We start from the raw sequence: 4439 nt of genomic DNA, 5'->3' as shown, positions 1-4439 counted from the left end.
TCGGCTTGAATGACTTGTTATGCGGTGTGGCCCCGGTTGCTGGCAGACCTTGCAAGACGCCGACCCCGGAACTCAGCCGCCAGCTGAAACAGTAGCAGCTCGCGGCGCCGATGTGCCCGAAGGTGGCTCCCGAATGATTGCGCTGCGAACTCCAAGCCAGGCTAAGTTGCCGAAGCGAGGAGGGTGGGATATGACACCCCATCCGAAGACCTGTTGCCGAAGCCGGCGTGCGATCAGCCCGCGTCTAGTCGCAAGCGCGACGGTTGTGGCCGAAGGAAACAAGCCGATGCAGAACTTTCCGCCACACAACCGCATAACGCCTGAGTTAAGCCGACTTGCGTAGTGGAGCCAAAGCCATGGCAAGCTCTCTCTGCCATGGCTTTGGTGGAACGAAGCAAGTTCGGCTTGAACGAATTGTTAGACCACTAGCCTGGCCACTTTGTAGCTCTCACCGTCCGAAGCTACCACGCGAACAGGATGGCGTTTTGCCTGCGTCAAGAGCTCTGTGGCCGACAGGTTCTCAGTGGAAAGGTCAATGGTCACTTGGGGAAGCCCCTCAGTGGCAATTGCTTGCCGCTTGTGGGGCTCTACGAGAATTTGCTTGTTTGTGATTTCTATCCGACCAGCCATAAGTAAGCGCATGTCCTGAATCAAATAGGCAGCCAGCGCTTCGTCGGCAATGTCGTCTCCGGGAATGTCAAGCCGAAAGCCTTCCGACGAGAGGCAGCCTCCGTTAGTGAAGTGAACAACGAAATCGAACTTTACGCGGTGCTCAGTCATGTTTGTCTAGTGGTCTAACGCCTGAGTTAAGCCGACTTGCGTAGTGGAGCCAAACACATGGCAAGCTTTTTCTGCCATGTGTTTGGTGTAACGAAGCAAGTTCGGCTTGAACGAATTGTTAGGTGGCGCCCCCGGATCGCCGTGCACGATAACCTGCAATGCGATGTGGAATCGTGTAGAGGTACTCGAACAGGTAGTGGGTGAATTGAACTATATCTTTCGCGTCCCGCGGTGATGTTGCCGCTTGTCCAGGAGTTGGATGTGCCGAGTCGTTGCCAAGTTCGCGTACTTCATGAGACCAGTCGCGCATGACTGGTGGTATGAGCCCCTTGTTGCCTAAATCATCAATCTCTTGCTTGAGGTTGTTGCCAGTCGCTCCTTGTTCGCGGAGCGAGATTTGAAGGGAGCTTCTAGCCATCACGGCCGCTGCGTCCCAATTTTCATCGCGAAGGGACCGGTGGGCTTGCAACCAATAGCGTCCGACATCAGGTGGCCATTCCTCAGGAGCTTTATCTATTCGCTGCGGCCACGGTAAAACACGATAATCGTGCATATTGCTATGTGAAGAAGTTGCAGACCACAGTGCCATCACGTAGCCAGCGCAGCTTCCGCATTGCAGCGTTGAGAAGTGAAGCACCTTACTTCCATTGGGCTTCTTTTTCTCGGCGTCGAACGCGACCGAGAAATTGCCACGCTCCATGCAGAAGGGGCAAGTGATTTGGTAGAGCGCCAGCGTGTCTCCGTGCTGTCCGCTCCACTCTCCAAGATCCCACCAACTTTTCATAAGCCANTCTCGGCGTCGAACGCGACCGAGAAATTGCCACGCTCCATGCAGAAGGGGCAAGTGATTTGGTAGAGCGCCAGCGTGTCTCCGTGCTGTCCGCTCCACTCTCCAAGATCCCACCAACTTTTCATAAGCCACCTAACGCCTGAGTTAAGCCGACTTGCGTAGCGGAGGCAACAACATGGCAAGCTCTTCCTGCCGTGTTGTTGGTGTAGCGAAGCAAGTTCGGCTTGAACGAATTGTTAGGCGGCACACCAGCATTACCACCAGCCGCCGCCTGCCGAACGCTCAATCTCTAGCGCCTCTTCCCGCCCGCCGTCTGGACCGAAGAAGCTGAAGCCGGAGTTTGGCTCTGAAGGTTTAAGGGGATTCCATACACGACTAATGAGCTCTACTTGCAGTGCTGGGGCCGGAGATGCCGCAAAGGCAGGCTCAGCAGCGACAGCCTCACGCACAAGGCGCAACGCTTCTTCCCGTGCGGCCTCAGGAGATGGCGAACGTACGAAGCGGGTAGTGAAGAACCCATCTAAACCGTCGGGCGGGATCTCCATGCCGGTAGCAGTGATTAACACACGATAGCGGGTCATTGTCTTGTGCCGCCTAACGCCTGAGTTAAGCCGACTTGCGTAGTGGAGGCAAAAGCGTGGCAAGCTTTTTCTGCCACGCTTTTGCCGTAACGAAGCAAGTTCGGCTTGAACGAATTGTTAGGCTTGCTTAGCCGGGTAGCTTTGCCGCAAGTACGTCAACTTTCTCGATGGACGGCGGCTCGGAGAACAACTCACCGGCCTTTGCCATTAACGCTGCTGCGACCTTGCCGGAGAGATGGGCTTGCCGACCCGCTTCATCCGGAAAGGCATCAAAGATTCCGAAAGTACTTGGCCCAAGGCGAATGCCAAACCAAGCAGTGGTGGCAGGCTCCTCATTGACAATGGGAAGACCGCCCATAAGGAAGCTCTCCACCTCTTTCTCTTTTCCGGGTTTCGCTTCAAGGCGAACGAACAACGCTACTTTGACCACGATATGTCTCCTGTTGTTGTAACGACATCACGATACGCCATGTTCTCTTGCAAGCCTAACGCCTGAGTTAAGCCGACTTGCGTAGTGGAGCCAAAGCCATGGCAAGCTTTTTCTGCCATGGCTTTGGTGTACCGAAGCAAGTTCGGCTTGAACGAATTGTTAGGGGGCGCCCGATCATGCGCGGCCGCCCTTGAGTTGCCCAAGAGCCAATCTCTGTAATCGCGCTTCCGCGATCTCATGATCTAAGTATAGGCAAGCAATGATCTCTGCGACGGTCATCCACAATGCAAATTTTGGATTCTCCAGAACAAAATCTGACCGCGAGATCGCTTTGCCTGTATGGCTGACGATCTCATCTACACCGTGACCGGCATATTTTACAAAGCTGGCTCTTTGGTTCTTGTCCAGCGCGTCCAAGTAGGGTGCGAACGAAAAGGAAACCTGAGTGATGTTGTGCGCGAGAGAGTTTCTCAGCTCATAGAGAAGCTTAAGAACGCTGGCCTGTTCGGAGGTGAGTGAACCCAGCGAGCGAAGCAAAGCGACTTTGCCAAATTTGGAGTTGCCAAGGTCTAGGGCTGCCAGAGCACCCGAGAGCTCTTGAGCATGAAGCCGTGCAACCAAGGAGTGTGTACATGCCGCTTCCACAAGGGCATTTAGCTTGATGACAAAGGACCAGTCATCCTCTTTGTAAAGAGCCATGTAGAAGCCATCGGGAAGTCCGAGCTTTTCCTCTTGTGCCTTTACATCCTCGAATACCTTGCGCGCCATAGCGACCCCTAACGCCTGAGTTAAGCCGACTTGCGTAGCGGAGGCAACAACATGGCAAGCTTTTCCTGCCATGTTGTTGGTGGAGCGAAGCAAGTTCGGCTTGAACGAATTGTTAGGCAACGCACCCCGCTACCCCAGAATCTGCGGGTTGAGTTGCCACACTGAATAGTTGAGCGCCGAGGCGAAGCTTACCCAAAGCAGGTACGGGATGAGCAACGCACCCGCCAATGGTTTGACGCGCGAGAATGCAATAAGCGTTGCAACGATAAGCACCCAAAGCAGAACGATGTCCGCGAAAGCCAATCCGCCCAAGTGCCACCCGAAGAACAGCCAACTCCAGAGCGCATTGACTGCGAGTTGCACCAGAAACAGAGTAAGGGCTGTGCGTGCAGCACGGAACCCTCCGACACGCCAGACCAACCATGCCGCAATGCCCATGAGCGCGTAGAGGATTGTCCAGACAGGACCGAACAGGTTGGGCGGCGGCGCCCACTCCGGGCGTATGAGTTCGGTATAGAACGGACCAGCTTGTATGGACGCTGCGCTGCCGATGGCGGCAGCAATGAAGCTGACCGTGAGCCAGGCAAGGAACCCGATGATTTGCTTGTTTTTCGGCAAAGTCACGACTCACTCCCTTGTGTTGCCTAACGCCGGAATTAAGCCGACCCGCAACGTGAAGGTTGACGAAGCAACGGAACACCCAGCAGCGGCAGAGTGCCGAAGCCGCGAAGCGGGTTCGGCTTGAATGACTTGTTAGGCGCCAACACTAGCGCGAGAACCCCCACGGCCGAAAGTCCTCCCGCTTGACCCGAAGCCGAGAACAGCAAGCGCGCCCGATGATGCCGCGTAGTGCCGGCCGAAGCGAGCTGTTGTTGCAAGCGCGACGCCAATGAAACGTTGGAACCTTCCGAAGTCCAGATGCCGCCGGAACTTGTGAGCGCGCCCGTTGCATTGGCCGAAGCTGGGCCCACCGAAGCCAAGTCAACCGGGGTCGAAGGGCCTCGATCTGTCACCGAAGACGAGAACCCACTGCTTGAAAAGCTCTTGGGGCCTAACGCCTGAGTTAAGCCGACTTGCGTAGCGGAGCCAA

6 protein-coding genes are annotated in these 4439 nt (G+C 55.5%); all 6 read right to left on the bottom strand.

Going from position 1 to position 4439, the window contains the following annotated elements:
- Nucleotides 1-417 precede the first annotated feature (417 nt).
- Nucleotides 418-780: a hypothetical protein gene (locus SNE34_RS14650; RefSeq protein WP_332618358.1), complete on the bottom strand. Its 363-nt coding sequence runs from the start codon at nt 778-780 to the stop codon at nt 418-420.
- A 118-nt stretch (nt 781-898) separates the two neighbouring features.
- Entirely contained in the window at nt 899-1564 is a 666-nt protein-coding gene (locus tag SNE34_RS14645) for a DUF4145 domain-containing protein (protein ID WP_332618357.1), read from the bottom strand.
- 260 nt (nt 1565-1824) lie between these two features.
- On the bottom strand, nt 1825-2151 hold the full coding sequence (locus SNE34_RS14640; protein ID WP_332618356.1) for a hypothetical protein: 327 nt from the start codon (nt 2149-2151) through the stop codon (nt 1825-1827).
- Nucleotides 2152-2278: 127 nt separating this feature from the next.
- Nucleotides 2279-2581: a putative quinol monooxygenase gene (locus SNE34_RS14635; RefSeq protein WP_267172971.1), complete on the bottom strand. Its 303-nt coding sequence runs from the start codon at nt 2579-2581 to the stop codon at nt 2279-2281.
- A 174-nt stretch (nt 2582-2755) separates the two neighbouring features.
- A complete protein-coding gene (locus SNE34_RS14630) occupies nt 2756-3442 on the bottom strand; it encodes a hypothetical protein (protein WP_332618355.1) in 687 nt (228 codons plus the stop codon).
- A gap of 36 nt (nt 3443-3478) precedes the next feature.
- Nucleotides 3479-3967 carry a TspO/MBR family protein gene (locus tag SNE34_RS14625; protein ID WP_332618359.1) on the bottom strand — a complete coding sequence of 163 codons (489 nt, stop codon included), beginning with the start codon at nt 3965-3967 and terminating at the stop codon, nt 3479-3481.
- Nucleotides 3968-4439: the final 472 nt, after the last annotated feature.

Source organism: Novilysobacter erysipheiresistens (assembly GCF_036663935.1).
Lineage (GTDB): Bacteria > Pseudomonadota > Gammaproteobacteria > Xanthomonadales > Xanthomonadaceae > Novilysobacter > Novilysobacter erysipheiresistens.
Note: the sequence above shows the minus strand (reverse complement) of the source record. Positions and strands in the feature narration are given on the sequence as shown.

What these genes read in the sequence shown, in the direction of transcription:
- SNE34_RS14650 (WP_332618358.1), bottom strand. Translation starts at nt 780, where the DNA reads ATGACTGAGCACCGCGTAAAGTTCGATTTCGTTGTTCACTTCACTAAC.
- SNE34_RS14645 (WP_332618357.1), bottom strand. Translation starts at nt 1,564, where the DNA reads ATGAAAAGTTGGTGGGATCTTGGAGAGTGGAGCGGACAGCACGGAGAC.
- SNE34_RS14640 (WP_332618356.1), bottom strand. Translation starts at nt 2,151, where the DNA reads ATGACCCGCTATCGTGTGTTAATCACTGCTACCGGCATGGAGATCCCG.